Annotated in this window: 20 protein-coding genes and 1 riboswitch; of the genes, 9 read left to right on the top strand and 11 right to left on the bottom strand. The window is 71.9% G+C overall.

The genetic code is table 11. The annotated features are described in order from the left end of the window. Positions 1–38 precede the first annotated feature (38 nt). Both AB0M35_RS23550 and AB0M35_RS23545 read left to right on the top strand, forming a co-directional pair. Positions 39–791, top strand: coding sequence for a beta-phosphoglucomutase family hydrolase (locus tag AB0M35_RS23550; protein WP_363747885.1), 753 nt, complete (start codon positions 39–41; stop codon positions 789–791). Then, positions 788–3,163 (top strand): glycosyl hydrolase family 65 protein, encoded by a 2,376-nt coding sequence (locus tag AB0M35_RS23545; RefSeq protein ID WP_363747883.1) that lies wholly within the window; start codon positions 788–790, stop codon positions 3,161–3,163. Before AB0M35_RS23550 ends, AB0M35_RS23545 begins: the two co-directional genes overlap by 4 nt. A gap of 16 nt (positions 3,164–3,179) precedes the next feature. Here the strand turns inward: AB0M35_RS23545 and AB0M35_RS23540 are convergent, their stop codons facing one another. Further along, entirely contained in the window at positions 3,180–3,359 is a 180-nt protein-coding gene (locus AB0M35_RS23540) for a hypothetical protein (RefSeq protein ID WP_363747881.1), read from the bottom strand. Positions 3,360–3,597: 238 nt separating this feature from the next. Here AB0M35_RS23540 and AB0M35_RS23535 point away from each other — a divergent pair, with 238 nt between their 5' ends. Then, the gene (locus tag AB0M35_RS23535) at positions 3,598–4,266 is read left to right on the top strand and encodes an alpha/beta fold hydrolase (protein WP_363747995.1); all 669 of its coding nucleotides are present in this window, start codon (positions 3,598–3,600) and stop codon (positions 4,264–4,266) included. 16 nt (positions 4,267–4,282) lie between these two features. On the opposite strand, the gene AB0M35_RS23530 is transcribed toward AB0M35_RS23535, so the two are convergent. The 4 genes from AB0M35_RS23530 to AB0M35_RS23515 all read right to left on the bottom strand — a co-directional run bounded on the left by AB0M35_RS23530 (position 4,283) and on the right by AB0M35_RS23515 (position 7,491). Continuing rightward, entirely contained in the window at positions 4,283–5,455 is a 1,173-nt protein-coding gene (locus tag AB0M35_RS23530) for an AI-2E family transporter (protein ID WP_363747879.1), read from the bottom strand. Positions 5,456–5,612: 157 nt separating this feature from the next. After that, complete coding sequence (locus tag AB0M35_RS23525; RefSeq protein WP_363747877.1) at positions 5,613–6,419, bottom strand: hypothetical protein; 807 nt, start codon at positions 6,417–6,419, stop codon at positions 5,613–5,615. Between the two features lie 159 nt (positions 6,420–6,578). Beyond that, a complete protein-coding gene (locus AB0M35_RS23520; RefSeq protein ID WP_363747875.1) occupies positions 6,579–7,055 on the bottom strand; it encodes a hypothetical protein in 477 nt (158 codons plus the stop codon). A gap of 103 nt (positions 7,056–7,158) precedes the next feature. Then, positions 7,159–7,491: a MarR family winged helix-turn-helix transcriptional regulator gene (locus AB0M35_RS23515; protein ID WP_363747874.1), complete on the bottom strand. Its 333-nt coding sequence runs from the start codon at positions 7,489–7,491 to the stop codon at positions 7,159–7,161. Between the two features lie 200 nt (positions 7,492–7,691). Here AB0M35_RS23515 and AB0M35_RS23510 point away from each other — a divergent pair, with 200 nt between their 5' ends. Further along, positions 7,692–8,390, top strand: coding sequence for a carbonic anhydrase (locus AB0M35_RS23510; RefSeq protein ID WP_363747872.1), 699 nt, complete (start codon positions 7,692–7,694; stop codon positions 8,388–8,390). A gap of 111 nt (positions 8,391–8,501) precedes the next feature. Here the strand turns inward: AB0M35_RS23510 and AB0M35_RS23505 are convergent, their stop codons facing one another. From AB0M35_RS23505 to AB0M35_RS23495, 3 genes are all read right to left on the bottom strand, one after another. Continuing rightward, a complete protein-coding gene (locus AB0M35_RS23505; RefSeq protein ID WP_363747870.1) occupies positions 8,502–9,515 on the bottom strand; it encodes a hypothetical protein in 1,014 nt (337 codons plus the stop codon). 3 nt (positions 9,516–9,518) lie between these two features. Then, positions 9,519–9,650: riboswitch (cyclic di-AMP (ydaO/yuaA leader) on the bottom strand. Positions 9,651–9,816: 166 nt separating this feature from the next. Beyond that, on the bottom strand, positions 9,817–11,178 hold the full coding sequence (locus AB0M35_RS23500) for a YibE/F family protein (RefSeq protein ID WP_363747868.1): 1,362 nt from the start codon (positions 11,176–11,178) through the stop codon (positions 9,817–9,819). Positions 11,179–11,510: 332 nt separating this feature from the next. Beyond that, a complete protein-coding gene (locus AB0M35_RS23495; protein WP_131300674.1) occupies positions 11,511–11,807 on the bottom strand; it encodes a metal-sensitive transcriptional regulator in 297 nt (98 codons plus the stop codon). Positions 11,808–11,923: 116 nt separating this feature from the next. Between AB0M35_RS23495 and AB0M35_RS23490 the strand changes: the two genes are divergently transcribed. The 4 genes from AB0M35_RS23490 to AB0M35_RS23475 all read left to right on the top strand — a co-directional run bounded on the left by AB0M35_RS23490 (position 11,924) and on the right by AB0M35_RS23475 (position 15,635). Then, positions 11,924–12,133 carry a cation transporter gene (locus tag AB0M35_RS23490; RefSeq protein ID WP_363747865.1) on the top strand — a complete coding sequence of 70 codons (210 nt, stop codon included), beginning with the start codon at positions 11,924–11,926 and terminating at the stop codon, positions 12,131–12,133. A 32-nt stretch (positions 12,134–12,165) separates the two neighbouring features. After that, positions 12,166–13,131 (top strand): hypothetical protein, encoded by a 966-nt coding sequence (locus AB0M35_RS23485; protein WP_363747863.1) that lies wholly within the window; start codon positions 12,166–12,168, stop codon positions 13,129–13,131. An 11-nt stretch (positions 13,132–13,142) separates the two neighbouring features. Beyond that, complete coding sequence (locus tag AB0M35_RS23480) at positions 13,143–15,389, top strand: heavy metal translocating P-type ATPase (protein ID WP_363747862.1); 2,247 nt, start codon at positions 13,143–13,145, stop codon at positions 15,387–15,389. Between the two features lie 72 nt (positions 15,390–15,461). Then, positions 15,462–15,635, top strand: coding sequence for a CsbD family protein (locus AB0M35_RS23475; RefSeq protein ID WP_363747860.1), 174 nt, complete (start codon positions 15,462–15,464; stop codon positions 15,633–15,635). Here AB0M35_RS23475 and AB0M35_RS23470 read toward each other — a convergent pair. Together AB0M35_RS23470 and AB0M35_RS23465 are read right to left on the bottom strand one after the other, a co-directional pair. Next, a complete protein-coding gene (locus AB0M35_RS23470; RefSeq protein WP_363747858.1) occupies positions 15,613–16,659 on the bottom strand; it encodes a sensor histidine kinase in 1,047 nt (348 codons plus the stop codon). The genes AB0M35_RS23475 and AB0M35_RS23470 overlap by 23 nt on opposite strands. Beyond that, positions 16,656–17,480, bottom strand: coding sequence for an MEDS domain-containing protein (locus AB0M35_RS23465; RefSeq protein ID WP_363747856.1), 825 nt, complete (start codon positions 17,478–17,480; stop codon positions 16,656–16,658). Before AB0M35_RS23465 ends, AB0M35_RS23470 begins: the two co-directional genes overlap by 4 nt. A gap of 116 nt (positions 17,481–17,596) precedes the next feature. On the opposite strand from AB0M35_RS23465, the gene AB0M35_RS23460 reads away from it, so the two are divergent. Continuing rightward, positions 17,597–18,175, top strand: coding sequence for a sigma-70 family RNA polymerase sigma factor (locus AB0M35_RS23460; protein ID WP_363747854.1), 579 nt, complete (start codon positions 17,597–17,599; stop codon positions 18,173–18,175). Between the two features lie 109 nt (positions 18,176–18,284). On the opposite strand, the gene AB0M35_RS23455 is transcribed toward AB0M35_RS23460, so the two are convergent. Then, a complete protein-coding gene (locus AB0M35_RS23455) occupies positions 18,285–19,103 on the bottom strand; it encodes a zf-HC2 domain-containing protein (protein WP_363747994.1) in 819 nt (272 codons plus the stop codon). Positions 19,104–19,176 lie beyond the last annotated feature (73 nt).

Genomic DNA, 19,176 nt, shown 5'->3' with positions numbered 1-19,176 from the left:
TACGTTTGCCGGCCGGGGACCGTGGATAGATTGGTGCGGTGCTCGGCCTGCCGAATCACGTGACCGCGTGTCTCTTCGACCTGGACGGTGTGCTCACGCAGACCGCCCGGGTGCACAATGCCGCCTGGACCGAGACGTTCGACGACTTCCTGCGTCGGCACGCCGACGCCGGCGGTGCGGCGTACCGGCCGTTCGACCCGGGCCCGGACTATCACCGCTTCGTCGACGGGCGTCCCCGCCTCGACGGGATCCGCAACTTCCTCGCCTCGCGCGACATCACGCTGCCGGAGGGTACGGCGGAGGACCCGCCGGGCGCGCAGACCGTGCACGGCCTCGGTAACCAGAAGAACGCTCTGGTGTTGGAGCGGATCCGCAGCATCGGGGTGGACGTCTACCCGGGCTCGGTGGCGTACCTGAAGGCGGTGACCGAGGCCGGGCTACGCCGCGCGGTCGTCACGGCCAGCGCCAACGGCCGGGAGGTGGTCGCCGCCGCCGGGCTGGAACCGCTGTTGGAGGAACGGGTGGACGGATTGACCGCACGGGCCGAGGGATTGCGTGGCAAACCGCACCCGGACACCTTCCTCGCCGGAGCGAAGCGGCTCGGCGTCGAGCCGGAACAGGCCGCGGTCTTCGAGGACGCGCTCGCCGGCGTCGAGGCCGGGCGGGCCGGCGGCTTCGGGTACGTCGTCGGGGTCGATCGCGCCGGCCAGGCCGACGAGTTGCGCGCCCACGGTGCCGACGTGGTCGTCACCGACCTGGCCGAACTGCTCGAAGCCGGACGGCCCGAGTGATCCGGGAGCGGGCGTACCCGGTCGAGCCGTGGCACGTTCGGGAAACCCGGCTCGACATGGACGTGCTGGCCCAGTCCGAATCGGTCTTCGCGCTGTCCAACGGGCATGTGGGGCTGCGCGGCAACCTGGACGAAGGTGAGCCGCACGGGCTGCCCGGCACCTACCTCAACTCGTTCTACGAGCTGCGTCCCCTGCCGTACGCGGAGGCCGGATTCGGATTTCCCGAGTCCGGTCAGACCATCGTCAACGTGACCAACGGCAAGCTGATCCGGCTGCTGGTCGACGACGAGCCGCTGGACGTGCGCTACGGCGAGCTGCTTGCCCACGAGCGGGTCCTCGACCTGCGCGCCGGCACCCTGCACCGGACACTGCACTGGCGCTCGCCGGCCGGCCGGGAGGTGCGGGTGCACAGCACCCGACTGGTCTCGTTCCGGCAGCGCTCGGTGGCCGCCATCCGCTACGAGGTGGAAGTCGCCGACGACCGGCCGCTGCGGCTGATCATCCAGTCGGAGTTGGTGGCCAACGAAACCCTCCCGCCGCAGAGCCGCGACCCTCGGGTCGCCGCGGTGCTGGAATCGCCGTTGCAGGCGGAGGAGGAGTTGACCACCTCCGACGGCGGACTGCTGATCCACCGGACGAGGGTGTCCGGCCTGCGGGTCGCTGCGGCGATGGAGCATGAGATCGACTCACCGGCCCGGACCAGCCTTGAGTCCGAGGGGTACGAGGACTGGGTGCGGACCACCGTCGGATGCGTGCTGGAGCCGGGCCAGACGCTGCGCGTGGTGAAGTACCTGACCTACGGCTGGTCCAGCCGACGCTCCCTTCCCGCCGTACGCGATCAGGTCGGCGCCGCCCTGGCCGCCGCGCGACTCGACGGCTGGGACGGGTTGGTCCGCGAACAACGGGAGTATCTGGACGAGTTCTGGGACGCCGCCGACGTGGAGGTCGACGGTGACCCGGAGGTGCAGCAGGCCGTCCGGTTCGGACTGTTCCACGTGCTCCAGGCCGGGGCTCGCGCGGAACGCCGGCCCATCGCGGCCAAGGGACTCACCGGCCCCGGGTACGACGGGCACGCGTTCTGGGACACCGAGATGTTCGTGCTGCCGGTGCTGACCTACACCCACCCGGCGGCCGTGCGGGACGCACTGTACTGGCGGTACTCCACGTTGGAGCAGGCGCACGAGCGGGCTCGTACGCTCAATCTGGCGGGTGCGGCCTTCCCGTGGCGGACCATCGAGGGCCCGGAGTCGTCGGGCTACTGGCCGGCGGGCACCGCCGCGTTCCACATCGCGGCAGGCATCGCCGACGCGCTTCGGCGCTACGTGCTGGTCAGCGGCGATCGGCAGTTGGAACGCGAGATCGGGCTGACCCTGTTGGTGGAGACCGCCCGGCTGTGGCGTTCGCTCGGGCACCACGACCGCAACGGCCAGTTCCACATCGACGGGGTCACCGGCCCCGACGAGTACACCGCCGTCAAGAACGACAACATCTACACCAACCTGATGGCGCAGCGAAACCTGTGTGCCGCTGCGGAGGTGGCGATGCGCTACCGCGACGAGGCGTACCACCTCGGGGTCACCGACGAGGAGGCCGCCGCGTGGCGGGACGCCGCCGCGGCCATGCACATTCCGTACGACGAGGAAATCGACGTACATCAGCAGGTCGAGGGCTTCACCCGGTTGGAGGAGTGGGACTTCGCGCACACTCCCCAGGACAAGTACCCGCTGCTGCTGCACTACCCGTACTTCGACCTGTACCGCAAGCAGGTGGTCAAGCAGGCCGACCTGGTGCTGGCCATGCACTGGCGGGGTGACGCCTTCACCGCCGACGAGAAGCTGCGCAACTTCCTCTACTACGAACGGCGTACCGTCCGGGACTCGTCGTTGTCGGCCTGCACCCAGTCGGTGCTGGCGGCGGAGGTCGGCTACCTGGAGTTGGCGCACAGCTATCTGCGCGAAGCGGCGCTGATGGACCTGCACGACCTGAACGAGAACACCCGCGACGGTGTGCACATGGCTTCGCTGGCCGGCTCCTGGATCGCGCTGGTCGCCGGCTTCGGTGGGCTGCGGGACCACGACGGGGTGCCCTCGTTCGCCCCCCGGCTACCCAGCCGGATCGGCCGGTTCGCGTTCTCGCTCCAGTGGTGTGGGATGCGACTGCGGGTGAGCGTACGACCCCACGAGACGACGTACGCCCTGCACCACGCCGCGCAGGACGCGGTGATGGAGGTACGCCACCACGGCGAGCTGATCCGGGTCACCTGCGCCGAACCGGTGACCGTACCGATTCCGCCGCCGCCGGAGAACCTGCCCACGGTGGAGCAGGCCTCCGGCCGGGCCCCGCTGCTACGCCTGCCCGAGCACCTGCCCTGAGCAGGGGCCGCTGGGGTCAGATCGGCTCGCCCTGAGAGGGGCGACCGGTGGCATCGTGCGGTGTCCGGGCGCGCGGGTCGTCGGCCGACCGCGCCTGGGCCGCCTCGTCCGCCCAGTCTCGGCCGCGCCGGGCGTCCTGCTCCTGCCGTTTGCTCTCGGCGGCCTGGTCGACGGGCTCACGGTGGTGATGCGGCATGACGGTCCTCGCGATCTGGTCGCCGGCACCGATGGCACCGGTCCGTCTGCGGTCTCCCGACGGCTACCCGGCCCGGTCCACGGCAAACGCGGCCGGTAACCGTGAGGACCGGCGTGGCATCCGCCTGGCGGGGTATGCGTGGATGCGACGACGGCACGGCCCGCGTCCCGCAGTGCTCGACGGGACGGGCTCGGCGAGGTCCGGAGGGATCGGTCCGGCCGTGATCTGGAGGATGAAGATGGATGTTCGGGGCAGCACGGCGACGATCCCGGCGGGTGCGGCCGATCTGCCGGCGGACCTGTTGGTGCCGGCCGAACCGGTCGGAGCGGTGCTGTTCGCGCACGGCAGCGGCAGTTCCCGGCACAGTCCGCGCAACCTCGCCGTGGCGCGCTCGCTCAGTGCCGGCGGGCTCGGCACCGTCCTGGTCGACCTGCTCACCGAAGCCGAGGCCGAGGTGGACGCGGTCACCGCCGAACTGCGTTTCGACATCGACCTGCTGGCCCTGCGACTGGCCGCGATCGTGGACTGGTTGGCCGCCGAGCAGCCCTTCGGCGCGGCCCGGGTCGGCATCTTCGGGGCCAGTACGGGTGCTGCCGCCGCCCTCGTCGCGGCGGCCCGACGACCGGAGCACGTGCACGCCGTGGTGTCCCGAGGCGGTCGCCCCGACCTGGCCGGCACCGCCCTGAGCGACGTACGCGCCCCCACCCTGCTGCTCGTCGGTGGCCTCGACGAGCAGGTGATCTCGCTCAATCAGCACGCGTTGGGCCAACTGACGGCACCGGCCGACCTGCGGGTGATCCCCGGTGCGACGCACCTCTTCGAGGAGCCCGGCACCCTGGAGCAGGTCGCCGAGGCTGCGGCCGACTGGTTCCACGACCACCTGCACCCCCAACCCGCCCCGGCCTGATCGGGGTGCGGTGGGCTCAAGCTGGTTCGGGGCGCGACGGGGGCGACGGTTCGGGTGCGCCGGGCGCGCGCGGCTGCGGTCGGGATGGTGCGGCGCCCTGTCGTTGGCGCTGCACGCTGTCGATGACCCGCCAGGCGACGGCGGCGATCGGCACCGCGACGAAGGCACCGGCGATGCCGGCGATGAGGGTGCCGGCGGTCACCGCCAACAGGATCACCACCGGGTGCAGCCGGACCTGACGCTTCATCACCAGCGGCTCCAGCAGGTTCCCCTCGATCTGCTGCACGGCGATCACCGCAGCCAGGGTGAGCAGCGCCGTGGTGGGGCCGTTGGCGGCCAGCGCCACCAGCACAGCGACCGCGCCGGCCACGGTCGCCCCGATGATCGGTACGAACCCGCCGATGAACGTGATCAAGGCCAGTGGGAAGGCCAGCGGCACTCCGAGCAGGACCAGCGCCAGGCCGATGCCGACCGCGTCGATGCCCGCGATCAGCATGGTGCCCCGGCTGTACGAGCCCAGCGTGCGCCAACCGACCCGACCGGCCTCGGCGGCGACCTCCCGGTTCGGTCCGGTCATCCGGTTCAAGGTCCACCGCCACATCGTCCGGCCGTCTTTGAGCAGGAAGAACAGCAGCACCAGGGCGAGCAGGGCGGAGCCGAACACCTCGGCCACGGTGCGGGCACTGGCGACCGGGTCGACCTGCTGTTCGGTGACCGCCTGACGTAGCTGGGCGAGCAGACCGTCGAGCTGTTGGTCGGTCACCGGGAGGGTGGAGGTGATCAGGTCGCGGGTGCGCCCGAGGCCCTGCCGCAGTTCGTCACCCAGCTCGCTGAACTGGTTGGCGGTCAGGTTCCACACCAGCACCCCGACCCCGCCCAGGATGCCGAGCAGCAGCAGGACGGTGAGCAGGGCGGCCAGTGAGGCGGGCAGCCGCAGCCGACGTAGCGCGAGCTGCACCGGGTCGAGCAGCGCGGCGAGGAAGAAAGTGGCGGCCAGCGCGATGGCCAGTGGCGTGACCAGCATGGTGATCCGCGCCAGCAGGTAGAGCCCGGCGGCGATCACCACCAGGCAGGCGCTCCACACCACGGCGGAGCGAACCAACCAGGGCAGGGCCGCCCAGGTCTGGCGCGGTCCGGCGCCCCGATCCGCCGCCTCATCGGGCGTACGCCCGGCACCCGCTGCGACCACGTCGCCCTCCTCGCGTCCGCGAGGACGTACCCACCCAGCACCTACCCGACACCGCCCAGACCATCAACCTCCCGGTCAAACTGGATGACCAAGAGGTTTGGTCGGTATTCGAGCTGGACCAGACCAAAACTTCTTGATCAACGCTCCGGGGGTCGGGTCAGTAGGCGGGGGTGGGGGTGGGGGTAATGGGTGGGGTTGGAAGTTCGCGGGTCTGCTCGGAGGTGGCGGGGGCGGTCTGGTCCAGGTCACCGGCTGCGGTCAGCGGGAGGATCGAATCCTGCTGCTCGGGTGCCGGCAGGAGCGCGGAGACGGTCTCCGCGCGCAGGTTGCGAGCCGCCGCAGCGGCGACCTCGGCGGCGTGCCAGGCCTCCTGCTCCCGCTCCCGGGCCATCCGCTGCCGGGCGTGCAGGTGGTCGCGTATCGCCCGGCGCAGCACCAACTCCTGCTCGACCGGGTGCAGTCGGGGGTCCCAGCCCCGGTGCGCGAAGACATCGCTGAGCTGTTCCACCGAAAGTTCCCGCCGCCAGTACGCATCCAGCGCCGCCCGGTGCAGCCAGCGCTCCCGGTCGGCGTACTCGGACGGGGTGCGTGGGGTCTGCGGCAGCGGCATGCTGGCCGCGTCGGACAACCGGCGGACATGGGCCTCCGCCGCCTGGTACGCCTGCCACGCCTGATCGGCCTCGCCCTGCGCGGCGAGCCATTCGTCGCGTTGGCGGCGCGCCGTGGCCGCAGCCCGGTCGGCGGCGACCATGACCTCTTCCGCCCAGCGGTCCTCGTCCCGCGGCTCCGGCGGGCTCGGCAGGGCGGCCTCGCGGATCCGGGCACCTGCGTCGAACCGGAGTCGCCGGGGACGCAGCAACAGGCCGGAGACGGCAAGCGTGACGATGCCCAACAGGCTCAGCCAGATCGCGGCGGCCCGGGGCACGTCGAGCAGGACGGCGGCGGAGAGAGGGGTATGCATCATCAGCACCTCTGGCGGATGGGGTCGTCGGCTGCGCTGGAAGGGAAGGGGGACGAGGCCGGAACGGCGGGTGGCGTATCGCGGTGGCGTACTCGGCCGGCGGCCATGGCGGGCAGGGACGATCCCGCACCGGCCAGGCGGTGCTCGTAAGCCTGCCCCCGGTCAGTCGGTCGGTGGGCCGCGCCGGGTCGGTTCGCCGGCGCCGGTGGCGAGGTGTACGGCGACGGGCCGGGTCGCGGCGGCCGGAGCGGCGGCGTCGGCGGGCCCGGGGTGCGGCGCCACGGCCGTGGCAAGCGCTCGGACCGGCTGGACCGGTACCTGGACGCTCGTGGCGACGGGCCGGACGGTGACCACGGGCGCGGTGCCGGCTCGGGCGGCCAGAGGCGCGGCGGCTCCGGCGGCCAGGGGCGCGGTGCCGGATCGGGCGGCCAGGGGCGCGACCACGGGTCGGTTGTCGACCAGGGCGGCGGCCGGCGGGGCCGGGAAATCAGTGGCGTCGGGAAGTCGTGCGGGATCGGTGCCGGTGGCACCGCCGAGACCGACGGCCAGGATGAGTGCCACCAGCGCCAGGCGGGTCAGATCCGTCAGCGCGCAGCGCGTCACCGGCCACAGTGGACGGGAAAACGCGAAAGTCGGCACGGGTCAAACCTATCGCCCTTGCCGGAGGATCGCAGTGGCCCGATGGTACCGGGATGGTGAAGCCCACCACGCCGACGTTCGGCACGGGTCGGACTCGACCGGGTTACGGCGTGGGGCCGGCCACCGGCTCCTTGGTGAACAGCGCCAGCAGGTCGCCGACCTGGCGGTCGGCCTCGGCGGGGTGACGGAACCGGCCGGCCGGGTTGAGGGTGTATTCGTTGCGCCGCCCGACCCGGGTGCGGTGCAGGTAACCCCCGGCCTCAAGGTCGGCGACGATGGCCTGGGCGGCCCGCTCGGTCACACCCACCTCGTCGGCGACGTCGCGTAGCCGGGCTGTCGGGTTACGAGCGATGGCGAGCAGCACATGTGCGTGGTTGGTGAGGAAAGTCCAGTTACGGGCGCTCTCCCGCTCGCCTGTCGTTGCCATGACGCCCATCGTATGAGCCCTTCAGCTTCTTCGGGTCACGCCGTCCGGCCGCGCACCCCTTCCGCCCGGACGCAAGCGTCGAGGGATACCTGAAATGCATATCACGCATTCCTTGACGCGGCTTGCACTGCGTGTGACGGTTGGAGGCAGCCCGTGACCAGCGTCGGCCGGGATGACCAGGCATCGCATGAGAAGCGAGGTGACGCCGGATGAGTCGACCCGGACCGATCGCAACACAGCCGGGGCCGGAGCGGGAACTGCTCACTGCGGATCTTCCGGGCGCCCCGCAGCGGGCGCTCGCCGAACTGATGGCCGGCAACCGACGGTTCGTCACCGACACGCTGTGGCATCCCAATCAGAACGCCGGGCGCCGCGCTGCCGTCGCCGCCGAGCAGCACCCGTTCGCGGTCATCGTGGGCTGCTCCGACTCCCGGCTGGCTGCCGAGATCATCTTTGACCGCGGGTTGGGTGACCTCTTCGTGGTCCGTACCGCCGGGCACACCGTCGGCCCCGAGGTGCTGGGCAGCGTCGAGTACGCGGTGTCGGTGCTGCGTACGCCGTTGGTCGTGGTGCTCGGGCACGACTCGTGCGGTGCCGTGCAGGCGGCCCGTGCGGCGCTGGCCACCGGCGCCACCCCCGCGGGGCACCTGGGCGCGGTGGTGGACGCCGTGGTGCCCAGCCTGCGCCGGGCACAGGCCGCCGGGGTGGCGGAGTTGAACCAGATCGTCGACATCCATATCGCGCAGACCGTGACGTCGATGTTGAACTCGTCCACGACGCTGGCCGCCGAGGTCTCCGCCGGGCGCTGCGCGGTGGTCGGCATGTCGTACCGGCTGGCCGCCGGCGAGGTGCGGGCGGTGGCCGCGGAACCGGCCGACCTGGTCGCCACGGTCGCGCCCGCCGCCTGACGCCCGCCGCCTGACTCCGACCATCCGGCCGCGAACGGCACGAGCCGACGCAACGGTCGAGGGCCGCCCCACCAGTGGCGGGACGGCCCTCGAAGCGATACCGGAGACGGTCTAGAGCATCGAGACGTGTACGTGGTCCGTATGGTTCGACGGGCCGCTGTAGGAACTCCAGCCGGTCGCCGGGAACCAGATCTGCCGGTTCCAGATCACGTAGTAGATGCCCAACCGGTCGGCGTTGCGGACCAGGAACGCGGCCAGGTTGTTGCCGTAGATCCGAGTGTCGTTGTTGTACCAGGGTCGGAAGCCGCTGTTCTGCAACGACCAGTCACACGCCCGGCCCTTGGGGTGCTCCCACTTGTCACCGGGTCGGTAGCAGCCGACGAACCGGTTGAAGCCCGCCCGCTTGACCTCCTTGTACATGTGCAGGGTGCGCGGTGTGATGCAGCCCGACGTGGTCGGGTCGTCCTGGTTGCACGACTCGGACTTCCAGCCGCCGTCGGAAGCCCGGTTGGGGCCGGGCCGGGCGACCGGGGAGGTGGCAGAAACCAGGCCGCCGGTGAGACCGACGCCACCGACCAGCCGGAGCGACTTCTCCGCGTCGCTCTTCTTCCGGGCCATGTCGTTGGTCAGCTTCTGCTGCTCGCGTACCTCGGCGTCGAGGGCCAGCTTGGCCGTCTCCGCGCGGCGCTTCACCGCGTTGACCTCGCCCAGCTTCTTGCCGTTGACCAGGTTCAACTCGTCCAGCGCGGAGGCGCGGTGGATGAACGAGTCGGGGGCGTTGCTCTGCAACAGCATCGCGATCGCGCCCACCCGACCGGTCCGGTACGACTGGGTGGCGATCTCGGCGACCTGTGGGGCGAGCGCGTCCAGGTCGGCCTCGGCCCGGCGGACCTCGACGGCGAGCTTGAGCTGCTTCTTCTTGGACTTCTCCAGCTTCGACTTGGCCTTGGTGTAGTCCCGGTTCGTCGCCTCGATCAGCTCGTTGAGCATCGGCGGATCGTCGTCATGGCCCGCTGGCTTCGGGGCGTTGGGCGCAGCCGTCGCCGGCAGGGGGCCGGCGAAGACGGCGAACGCGGCGAACACGGCCACCACGGGTGTCAACCAGCGGCGTAGGGGTGCCGTCACTGTCTTCCCTTCCATCGACCGCCGACCGGGTTAGCTGACGGGTTCGGGACGGAAGTGGCCCCTACCGCTTTCGCGGATTCACCCCACGTACCTGGGTTCCCGGCTCGCCTGGTGGCGATTGGGCGGTGGCACCGCAGGCGCCGGTGCGCGCCTTCGGCGGTGACCGGCAGTGAGGTTACCCGACAGTCCGTCTGGGCCTCTACGCGCCGAACCCGGCGAGATGTGTCATTTCGTAATCGCGTTGAGTGACGAGTGACACGCATATCGACCGTCGGGGTCGATGTGCTCACGTTGAGGAGTGTCACCATGGGGTGTCGGTGCTCCTGTCCGGTTCGGGCCACTCCGAACGGGTGGCGGGGGGCGTGTTACGGGTGCGCGGTGTGCTGAGGGCCTGGAGCGCCTCCGACCGGTCCGTAGCCGGTCGTGGGAGGGCGGCGGCCACGTCGTCGGTCGCTTCGTGCGCGGCGCTCGCCCCGGTGCGCTGCCGTCCGGCGGTGGTCACCATCGTCGCCAGAGCGGTGGTCAGCGGTACGGCGGCGATCAGCCCGAGGGTGGCCACCACGCTGCGGACGATTTCCTGGGCGAGGAATTCGCTGGTCACGATCTGACCCAGCGCGCGGGAGTCGGCGGTGAGCAGGAGCAGCAGGGGCAGCGACGCGCCGGCGTACGCCAGGACGATGGTGTTCACCACCGAGGCGATGTGTGCCCGTCCCACCCGGGTCGCCGAGCGGTACAACTCGCGGCGGGACAGGTTCGGGTTGGCGTGGGCCAACTCGGTGACCGCCGCGGCCTGGGTCACCGTGACGTCGTCGAGGACGCCCAGTGATCCGATGATGATGCCGGCCAGCAGCAGACCGTGCAGGTCGACGTCGGCCCGGAACATCGACAGGGTGGTGGCGTCCTCGCTGCCGAAACCCGTCAGGTGAGTCGCGTTGGTCGCGGCCAGGCCGAGCAGCCCGGTGAGCACCAGGGCGCCGAGGGTGCCGAGTACGGCGACCGAGGTCTGCGCGGACACCCCGTGCGTCAGGTACAGCACCACGAACATGATCAACGCGGCGCCGACGATGGCGACCACCAACGGCGGCTGGCCGGCGCTGATGCCCGGCAGCACGAAGGTGAGCAGGATGGCGAAACTGGCCGCCAAGCCGGCCAGGGCAGCCAGCCCGCGCAGCCGCCCGAAGGCCACGATGGCGGCGGCGAAGAGCACCCCCAGCCAGATCAGTGGCATGCCACGCTGGTGCTCGGCGATGTTGTAGGTGCTGATCGAGGGATCCTCCGGATCGATCAGCGAGACCAGGATGACGTCGTCGTCGACGCTGACCGAAGGTGCGCCCGGCCCGGCCGGAATGGGCGTGTCGACGTCCTGGCCGGCGTCCGGGCCGTCCTGTATCCGTACCGTGACGGTGCCGCACGGTCCACCGGCCGTCGTCGGGGTGCCCTCGGGAACCGCAGGGTTGGGCGGGCAGGGTTCGGTGACCACCCGGGTGACCGTGCCGTGGTATCGGGGCAGGTCGTCGCCGGCCTCCGGGCGAGGGGCGTCGCGAGGCCAGAGCACCAGGGCGGCGACCAACGTGACGAGGAAGAGGGGGACCACCGTCACGATGAGGATCCGCCGCACCCCGGGCGGGGTGGGCGGAGCGGCACGGCTGTGATCGGCGCCCATTCAATAGTCTCCCAACGATTCCAGGGCGGAGTACGTGTCGGCGGGCGAGTCGGTTCAGCCCGGTCGTACGACTGTCGCGGTGGGCGGCCGAGGCGGCCGGAACGTGGCGGACCCGCTGCGTACGGTGAGTGTCGGGCCGGCCCTCGCCGGGCGCCGGGAAGCGGCGGCGGTGGAGGTGCGCGTCCGGCGGCGGGCGCGGGCCGGGAGGCGCGGATGTCGGCAGGCCATCGTGTGCGAATGGTAGCCAGCCCGGGATCGGATCGCAGGGCGCGCGGGTGTGTCGGCGGTTCGCGGCCCGGCCGTGGGCGACGGGGTGTGCCGGGAAAGCGGGCTCAGCCGCGCTTCATGAGGCGGCCGACGGCGGCCATCATCTCGGTGGCCATCTCGTCGGCGCGGCCCTCGGCGGCACCGGTGTGCATGCAGTGCCGGGCGTGCCCGTCGAGCAGCCCGAGGGCGACCTTGTCGAGTGCGGCCTGGATGGCGGAGATCTGGGTGAGCACGTCGATGCAGTAGCGATCGTCGTCGACCATCTTCTCGACGCCGCGCACCTGGCCCTCGACGCGGCGCAGCCGGGCGAGCAGTTGGTCCTTGCTGGCGGTGTAGCCACGGATCGGCGCGGGAGTGGTCATGGGCACGAGAATAGCCTACCCCCAGGGGGTATGGTACGGTCGTCGTTGTGATACCCCCCATGGGTATGCGGAGGCGTCGGCCGCCCCTCGGTCGGGCCACGGAGAAGGAGAGCTTCATGGTCACCACGACGTACCAGGTGAAGGGCATGACCTGCGGGCACTGCGTCAGCGCGGTCAGCGCCGAGGTCGGTGCGCTGCCCGGTGTCACCGATGTGGCGGTCGACCTGGCCGCCGGTCAGGTCAACGTCACCAGTGAGCAGCCGCTCGACGAGAACGCGGTACGCGCGGCCGTCGACGAGGCCGGATACGAGTTGCTCGGCGCCTGAGGCGACCGGCGGCGGAAACCGAGGTGCAATCGATGAACGCAGCGACGAAGCTGACCGGCTTCGCGCTCGGCCTTGCGGCGGTGTTCGGCGCGGCGTACGGGGTCGGCCAGGTGACCGGCCCCGCCGCCCCGGTCGTCGCCGACGGCCATGACGCGGGCGGCGGCCCGCACGGCACCGCCGCACCCGGGCATGACACGACCGGGCACGACACGCCGGAGTCGGGCGGGCACCTGCCCGGCGGGCTGCTCGTCTCCGACCGTGGCTACACGCTGGTGCCGGTCGCCGCCGCCCCCGAGGGCGAGTTCGCCTTCCGGATCACCGGCCCCGACGGCGCGCCGGTGACCAGGTACGACGTGACCCACGACAAGCAGATGCACCTGATCGTCGCCCGGCGTGATCTGGCCGGCTTCCAGCACGTGCACCCGGAATTGGACACCGACGGCACCTGGCGGGTCGCCTCGCCGTTGAGTTCGCCCGGGGTGTGGCGGGCGTTCGCCGACTTCACCCCGACCGGCGGCGAGCCGTTGACCCTCGGCGTCGACCTGACCGTGCCCGGCGAGTTGACCGAGCGGCCCCTGCCCGCCCCGGCGAGCAGCACCACGGTCGACGGCTACACCGTCGACCTCCACGGCACGCCACAGCCGGGTAGCAGCACGACGCTGACGCTCACCGTCAGCCGGGACGGCGTACCGGTCACCGATCTCGAACCGTACCTGGGCGCGTACGGCCACCTGGTCGCGCTGCGCCAGGGGGACCTCGCCTACCTGCACGTGCACCCCGAGGGCGTACCGGGCGACGGGCGGACCGCGCCGGGGCCGCAGGTGAGCTTCGGCGCCGAGTTCCCCTCGGCCGGGGCGTACCGGCTCTATCTCGACTTCCGCCACGGCGGGGTGGTACGCACCGCCGAGTTCACCGTGCACGTCGGTGACCCGGGCAGCATTCCCATCCCGCACGGCGCCGCCGACGAGCACGGCGCGCCCGGACACGAGCACAACTGACGGGACCAGCGATGACCACCAGCAGACCGCTGTCCACCGCGACGAACCAGATCGAGCTGTCGATCGGCGGGATGACCTGCGCCGCCTGCGCCGCTCGCATCGAGAAGAAGCTGAACCGGCTGGACGGCGTGCAGGCGAGCGTCAACTACGCCACCGAGAAGGCGAGCATCTCCTACGACGCGCCGGTCACCCCGGACGACCTGATCGCCACGGTGGAGAAGACCGGCTACCGGGCGAGCGTGCCTGCGCCGCCCACCCCGGCGGAAAGCACCGGCGAGCCGGTGGACGAGTTGCGGAGCCTGCGTACCCGGCTGTGGGTCTCGGTGGCGCTGACCGTGCCGGTGATCGTGTTGGCCATGGTGCCGGCCTGGCAGTTCACCTACTGGCAGTGGCTGTCGCTGGTGCTGGCCGCCCCGGTCGTGGTCTACGGCGGGCTGCCGTTCCACCGGGCCGCCCTGGTGAACCTGCGACACGGCGCCGCGACCATGGACACCCTGGTCTCGGTGGGCACCCTGGCCGCCTTCGGCTGGTCGGTGTGGGCGCTGTTCCTCGGCACCGCCGGTGTGCCCGGCATGACCCACCCGTTCAGCTTCGACATCGGCCGTACCGATGGTGCCGGCAACATCTACCTGGAGGCGGCGGCCGGGGTGACCGCGTTCATCCTCGCCGGCCGGTACTTCGAGGCCCGGTCCAAGCGCACCGCCGGGGCGGCCCTGCGGGCCCTGCTCGAACTCGGTGCCAAGGACGTGTCGGTGCTGCGCGACGGGGTGGAGAACCGGATCCCGATCGAGCAGCTCGCGGTGGGGGACCGGTTCGTGGTGCGGCCCGGCGAGAAGATCGCCACCGACGGAAAGGTGGACGAGGGTTCCTCGGCGGTCGACGCCAGCCTGGTCACCGGTGAGTCGGTGCCGGTCGAGGTCGGGGTGGGTGACGCCGTGGTCGGCGGCTGCGTCAACGCCGGCGGTCGGCTGGTGGTCACCGCCACCCGGGTCGGCGGCGACACCCAGATGGCCCAGATGGCCCGGTTGGTCGAGCGGGCGCAGTCCGGCAAGGCCGCCGCCCAGCGGCTCGCGGACCGCATCTCCGGGATCTTCGTGCCGATCGTGCTGCTGCTGGCGGCCGGGACGCTGGGCTGGTGGCTCGGCTCCGGTGCCGGACCGACCGCGGCGTTCACCGCCGCGGTGGCGGTGCTGATCATCGCCTGCCCGTGCGCCCTCGGTCTGGCCACGCCGACCGCGCTGCTGGTCGGCACGGGACGCGGTGCGCAACTCGGCGTACTGATCAAGGGGCCGGAGATGCTGGAGTCCACCAAGCGGGTGGACACCGTGGTGCTGGACAAGACCGGCACCGTCACCACCGGCCGGATGACCCTGCTGGAGGTGGTTCCGGGCGCGGGCGAGCAGCGTGTCGAGGTGCTTCGGCTGGCCGCCGCGCTGGAGGCCGGCTCGGAGCATCCGGTGGCGCGGGCCGTGGTCGCCGGAGCCGCCGAGGTCGGCGAGTTGCCGCCGGTCACAGGCTTCGCGAACGTCGCCGGGCTGGGCGTCACCGGCACCGTGGACGGACGCGAGCTGCTGCTCGGCCGACCCCGGCTGTTGCAGGAGCGTGGTCTGGTCGTACCGGACGACCTGGCGCGGGCGGCGACCGACGCGGAGTCGGCCGGCCGTACGGCGGTGCTGGTCGGCTGGGCGGGCCGGGCCCGCGCCGTGCTCGCGGTGGCCGACCAGGTCAAGCCGACCAGCCGGGAGGCGGTACGCCGACTGCGCGCCCTCGGCCTGACCCCGGTGCTGCTCACCGGCGACAACGCCACCGTTGCCGCGGCGGTGGCGGCCGAGGTGGGCATCGACGAGGTGATCGCGGAGGTGCTGCCGGCGGAGAAGGTCGACGTCGTGTCCCGGCTTCAGGCCGAGGGCCGGGTGGTGGCGATGGTCGGTGACGGGGTCAACGACGCCGCCGCGCTCGCCCAGGCCGATCTCGGACTGGCCATGGGCACCGGCACGGACGCGGCGATCGAGGCGTCCGACCTGACCCTGGTCCGGGACGACCTGCTGGCCGCAGTGGACGCCATCCGACTGGCCCGTCGCACGCTGGGCACCATCAAGGGCAACCTGTTCTGGGCTTTCGCGTACAACGTGGCGGCGCTGCCGCTGGCCGCCGCCGGCCTGCTCAACCCGATGATCGCCGGGGCGGCGATGGCCTTCTCGTCGGTCTTCGTGGTGGCCAACAGCCTGCGGCTGCGTCGGTTCCGTCCGGTCAGCTGACTCGGGTGGTTCGACCGGGCGCGGCTGGGTACCTGATGCCAGGTAGCCAACGAACGAACCCGGGAGGCTGACATGGGTGTCGAGGACAAGTTCAACAACAGCACCGAGAACACCACCGGCAAGGTCAAGGAAGGCGTCGGCCGGGCCACCGACAACGAGCGGCTGGAGGCCGAGGGCCGTGCCGATCAGACCCGCGCCAACATCAAGCAGGCCGGTGAGAAGATCAAGGACGCGTTCCGGAGCTGAACTGCTGATCCACTGAACCGCCGGGCCGGCCATCGCCGCCCGGCGGTTCGGTCTGCGGGGCTGCGGCCAGGCCCGGTGGCTGACCAGCCGTGAGCCGGAGAGTGAAGCCGTCGGCGTCGCGGTAGTGGGTGACGTGGTTGCACGACTGATGGGTGATCCACAATCCCAGTCCGCCCGGTTTGCCGTCGGCGGGCGGCAGCAGGCCGGCGTAGGGATCATCCGGGCCCTTGCCAGCGTCGCTGACGGTGGCCACGATGCGGTCCGGCGCCGTCCACACCCGTAGCCGGACGGGAGGACAGCCGTGCCGCAGCCCGTTGGTCACCGTTTCGCTGACCGCGATGACGAAGTCGTCGAAATCCTCCGCCGGCAGTTGCCCCGGACCGGCGCGGTGCACCGCCGAGCGGGCCTGCGCGGCGGTCGGGTCGGTCAGTTCGAGCAGCGGTGGGTACGCCTGGATCGGGTCGGGTGGCACCGGCCGGTTCCGCCGCAGGAAGGTCTCCGGGGCGAGGTAGCCGGGGCTGGGCAGGTGCCGTTCTCCGGCGGTGGCGAAGTGCGGGTGGGTGGCGGCGACATCGGCCAGCACGTCGGCCGACGTGATCCGGGTGTCGTACGCGCACATGCTCCACAACGGCCAGTCGTCGTACGCGCGGTTGATCGCCGCCTCGTACCGGGCCCACCAGTCCCAGGTCGACCCGAGTGCGGGCGGCGGCACCTCGCCGATGATCCGGATCTGATCCGCGCCGTCGGCCACCAGGTCGGCGAGGAGCTTGCGGTACATCCGGATCGCGGCGGTGGGCCGGGCGTACACCCCGGAACCGGTGAGGAACTCCACCCCGCAGCCGGCCGGCAACGCCGAGCGGACCAGACCGCCGGTGCGCTCGCCGAGCGCCACGAAGGTCGGCTCGCCGGCTGCGACCCCGTCGAGCAGGAAGGGCACCGTGACGGCGAGCAGCTCCTCGTCCGAGGCGTAGCACAGGGCCTCGTGGAAGTAGCCGGACCGTCCGGCGGCCGGACCCGTCCTCACCGGGTCACCTCCACACACAGACCGGGTAGCTCCAACAGGGCGACGAGCCGCGCAGTGCCGGCTGGGCAGCCGCGCAGCACCAGTCTCGCCCGTCGTTGTTGGGCGTACTCACTCAGGTGCACCAGCGTACGGTGATCGAGGAAACGTAGCCCGTGGGCGTCCAGCACCAACTCGCCGCCGACCGGTCGCAGCTCGGTGTGCTCCAGCGCGGTGCGGAACAGGTCCTGGTTGGCCGGGTCGAGTTCCCCGACGAGCACGGCGTGACCTTCGTGCGCCGTCGGCGCGTACAACCGGAACAGCAGGCCGGGGACGTTGTGCTCCGGATGCAGGCAGGCCAGCTCGGCTACTGCCCGATCGCCCAGCTCCGGTCGCTGGTACCCGCACATGGCCTGGAACGCCTCGCCGCGCATCATCCGGTTGGTCTGCTGCTCGTAGCGGGCGAACGCCTCGCGCTGGGTGGGCGTACGGACCAGATCGGTGCAGGCGGCGGCCACCCGCAGGCCGCTGTAGCCGGCGGCGATCGCGGCCCGGGTGGCCATCTGGTACGTCGACACCTGACCGGCCGGGTCGATCACCGTGACGTCGGGGTAAGCCGCGTCGAGGGGGATTACCTCGGCGGCGCCGGACGGCAACGCCTCGGCGAACAGGTCGAGATCGCGCCACCGGTCCAGGACCGGCTCGGGCGAGCCGGCGACGACAAACCAGACCCGCTCACCGGCGGCCAGACCCGCACGCAGGAAGTCCTCCGCCCGGGCGGTGAACTCGGCCGGGTCGTCGTAGGCCCAGCACAGGTGCCCGTACGGTAGGGCCTGGCCGGTCACGTCACGCGCCTCATCGTCGCAGTGTACGGCGCACATCGGCCCGCGCGGCCAAGCGGACTGCGTCAATGTAGGACCGTACGGGAACCAACCCGCCGTACCGACCGACCAATACGGCGATGACAGCCGCGACCGACGAGATCACCGGGTACGCGTTCGCCGCGGGCCGGGGCGACCATGCCGCCGCTGCGGCGTTCGTCCGCGCCACGCAGCGCGACATCCGCCGGTTCCTGGCCCACCTGCCCGGAGTGCGTGACGTCGACGACCTGGTCCAGGAGACGTACCTGCGGGCCTGGCGGGCCCTGCCGTCGTTCGCCGGCCGCTCCACGGCACGGACCTGGCTGCTCGCCATCGCCCGCCGGGTCGCCGTCGACCAGGTGCGGGCCGCCACCGCCCGCCCCCGCACCGCAAACCTCGTCGACTGGCAGGCCGCCGCCGAGGCGACCTCGGCCGGAGTACGGGCCGGGGTGGACGAGGAGGTGGTGCTGCACGGCCTGCTCGACGGCCTCGCCCCCGAGCGGCGGGAAGCGTTCGTCACCACCCAACTGCTCGGCCTGTCGTACGTCGAAGCCGCGCAGGTGTGCGACGTGCCGGTGGGCACCATCCGGTCGCGAGTGGCTCGGGCCCGGGAAGACCTGGTCGCGGCGATGCGCCCGGCCACCGGCAGTCGCGGCGACCGCCCCGACGCCGTCGGCTGAGCCGCCCTCCTGCCGGCCGCTCCGGCACCTCCCGTCCGGCGGTTTGCTGTTCGTGGCGGGTGGCGCCGTAGCCGTCCGGCTCGGTCCCAGGTCAGGCAGGGCGGGCCGGTCAGGCGGCGCGGCGGGGCGCGTGCTGGGGGCCGTGGTGGGTCTGGGTCGAGTAGTGGGTCTGGGCTGAGTAGGGCGGTAGCAGGCGCAGGGTGGCCGGCTCGTCGGCTTCGTCGAGGCGGAGCCGCCAGCGGGGCCGCTCCGGGCGCTGCCGCTCGCTCGGGTCGCCCGGTTGCCGCATGCTGCGCGCCAGCAGCACGGTGATCAGATAGCCGACCACCAGGAAGCCGTGGCTGACCAGGCGTTCCACGGCGACCTGGGAGGCGACGAGGTCGTTGATCGACAGTAGGACGAGCGTCGCCACGAAGGCGCTGAGCATCGGCAGCAGGCCGGAGGGGCGGCTCCGGCGCAGCGCGACGAAGAGGAAGCCGGCCCCGACCGCCACGTTCCAGGCGGCGGACTCGTGCCACAGGTGCTGCCCGTTGGCGTGCACGTGCTGGGCCACCTCGGCCCGCCCGACCTGGGCCAGACCGAGGACCAACTGCACCGCGCCGAGCAGGCCGAGCGCGGCGCGCAATGCGGTGACCTTGGTGATCCGCCCGGCGAGCGCGGCGGACCAGCGCTGACGCCGAAGGACGGCGACCGGCGTACGCCTGCTGCGGCGAGGCGGCGGCGCGGCGCTGAGGATGGCCTCGGTCAGATCCGGCAGCTCGGACACCACCTGGGTACGCGCCCGCCGGGTCACGGTGGCGGCCCGGCTGAACCAGCCCTGGCAGGCCGTGCAGGTCTCCAGGTGCCCGTCGGCCGCACGTTCCTCGTCCGGCGTCGCCTCGCCGTCCAACTGCGCCGACAGAATCTCCCGCCACTGCTCGCACCCCATGTACCGATAGTCGCTCATCGGGCCGGCCTGGTTCCCCACCGGGCAGCTTCGGTGCTGGTCAGCGACCGCTACG

The organism is Micromonospora sp. NPDC051196 (assembly GCF_040682415.1).
In the GTDB taxonomy this organism is placed as follows: domain Bacteria; phylum Actinomycetota; class Actinomycetes; order Mycobacteriales; family Micromonosporaceae; genus Micromonospora.
This window is presented reverse-complemented; position numbering and strand designations above follow the sequence as displayed.